Raw genomic sequence first — 2,092 nt, 5'->3', positions numbered from 1 at the left:
GCCCCCCACCCACGGCACCGCCACCCGCCGAAGGCCTGCTGCATGGCCTCTCCTTCCAGCAACTGTTGCTGCTGGCATTCGTGCTGATTGCAGGCTTGCTGGGAGTCAGCTCACTGAGGGCCTTGCACACGCTGGAGCAGCTCATGGTGCTCAGCCGCCATGGCACGGCCGAGGCCACTGCACTGGCCACGGCCGCACAAGGCCTGAACCAGCGCGGGCAAGCCCTGGAACGTGCTGCGCGGCAGTCCCTGGTGCTGCGCGATGCGCCGCTGCGCCGCAGCTTCGACGACATGGCGGTCGATGCGCTCACCGTAGTGGACCACCTGCAGGCCGCAGGGTTGCCGACCGCGCAGACGCAGGCGTGGCGCACCCACCTGGAGGCCGTCAAAACCCTGCTGGACGCACCGCCAGACCGTGCGCTCGACAACGAACGCCTGGTCGCCGAGGAATTCATGGCCCTGGAAACCCTGCACGGCACCATGGTGCAGTCGGTGCAGGACATCAACACCCAACGCAACCAGGCGCTGCAGGACCAGGTGGAGAGCAGCCGCCGCAACGTGACGCACCAGGTAGTGGGCGCCATTGTGCTGGCGTTGGTGCTGGCACTGTCTCTGGGCATCTGGCTGGCGCGACCGTTCAAGCGGCTTGAAGGCGCCATCCGGCAGCTGGGTGAAAACCAGCTGGACGAGCCGGTGCTGATCTCCGGCCCGGACGACGTGCGCCGGCTGGGCCAGCGGCTGGAATGGCTGCGGCTGCGACTGCTGGAGCTGGATGCTGACAAGGCGCGGTTCCTGCGCCATGTCTCCCACGAACTCAAGACCCCTCTGGCCGCGCTGCGCGAGGGCGTGGCGCTGCTGCAGGACGGCGTGACGGGCGAACTCACCGCCGGTCAGCGCGAGGTCGCGCAGATCCTGCACCACAACACGCTGCAGCTGCAGGGCGAGATCGAGGCCCTGCTGCGCTTCAACGCCGCCGCCTTCGAGGCACGGCAACTGCAGCGGCGCGACACCGATCTGCAGGCCCTGCTAGAGGCCCAGGTCGAGACACAGCGGCTGCAGTGGCAGGCCAAGGGCCTGACCGTGCGGGTAGAGGGGTCGCCCGTGCGCATGCCCGTCGACGCCGACAAGATCACCTCCGCCGTCAGTAATCTGCTGTCCAACGCCATCCGCTTTTCACCTCCCCAGGGCACGGTGCGGCTGGTGCTCTCGCAACCTCCCGGCCAGGTGCGCCTGGACGTCTTCGACCAGGGGCCCGGCGTGGACCGGGTGGACCGCGACCGCGTGTTTGAACCCTTTTACCGGGGTGTTCGCCAACCGGACGATGCCGTGCGCGGCACCGGCATCGGGTTGTCCATCGTGCAGGAATATGTGCAGGCCCATGGCGGCAGCGTGCGCCTGGTGGACGAAGGCGCACACTCCTTCTTTCGCATCGAACTTCCCCATGCCGCCTAGCACTCCCCCCCTGTCCTCCCACGCGCTGCGATGGCCAGTGCTTGCCCTGGGCGCCGTGCTGGCAGGTTGCGCCACCACCGCGCCCCCGCCTGCCCCCTCCAAGCCACCTCCGGTGGCCATGATCATTGCCGTGCCTGTAGCCCCGGCGATCGAAGTCGGCGCCACCGAAGCACGCGGTACGGAGACCGATAGCAACGCCCCCATTGCCCTGCTACTGGCCCAGACAGACCGTGTGCTCAAGCTGCCCCCGGCCGAACTCGCCAGGGAAATTGCCCGACTGAGCGAAGCGGAGGACGCCACTGCCGATACGCCGTTGCTATTGGCCACGGCCCTGGCACAAACGCGCCAGGCCGTGGACACCGCCCGTGCGCTGGGCCTGGTGCAGCGCGTGCTGGGCAACACCGGCGCTGCAGCGCAACCCTTGCACCCGCTGGCCCGGCTGCTGGAGGCCCGGCTGCTGCAACAACGCCGGCTGGAGGATCAGCTCGACCGCCAGGCCCAGCAGCTGCGCGACAGCCAACGCCGCAATGACCAGCTCAGCGAACGCCTGGAGGCCGTGCGCGCCATCGAGCGCAGCCTGAGCACGCGCCCAGCACCATCACTCTCAGCCCCCGCCGCGCCAGCAGCGAGCAATGGCGCGG

The 2,092-nt window shown here is 68.9% G+C and carries 2 protein-coding genes; both read left to right on the top strand.

Annotated features, from left to right (window positions below):
• Positions 1-35 precede the first annotated feature (35 nt).
• On the top strand, positions 36-1,451 hold the full coding sequence (locus DBR23_RS07865) for an ATP-binding protein (RefSeq protein WP_108497859.1): 1,416 nt from the start codon (positions 36-38) through the stop codon (positions 1,449-1,451).
• A 118-nt stretch (positions 1,452-1,569) separates the two neighbouring features.
• Positions 1,570-2,092 (top strand): hypothetical protein (locus tag DBR23_RS07860; RefSeq protein WP_369882097.1); only part of this gene is annotated, 523 nt, incomplete at its 3' end.

The organism is Acidovorax sp. HMWF018, from assembly GCF_003061035.1.
GTDB lineage: Bacteria > Pseudomonadota > Gammaproteobacteria > Burkholderiales > Burkholderiaceae_C > Acidovorax > Acidovorax delafieldii.
Note: the sequence above shows the minus strand (reverse complement) of the source record. Positions and strands in the feature narration are given on the sequence as shown.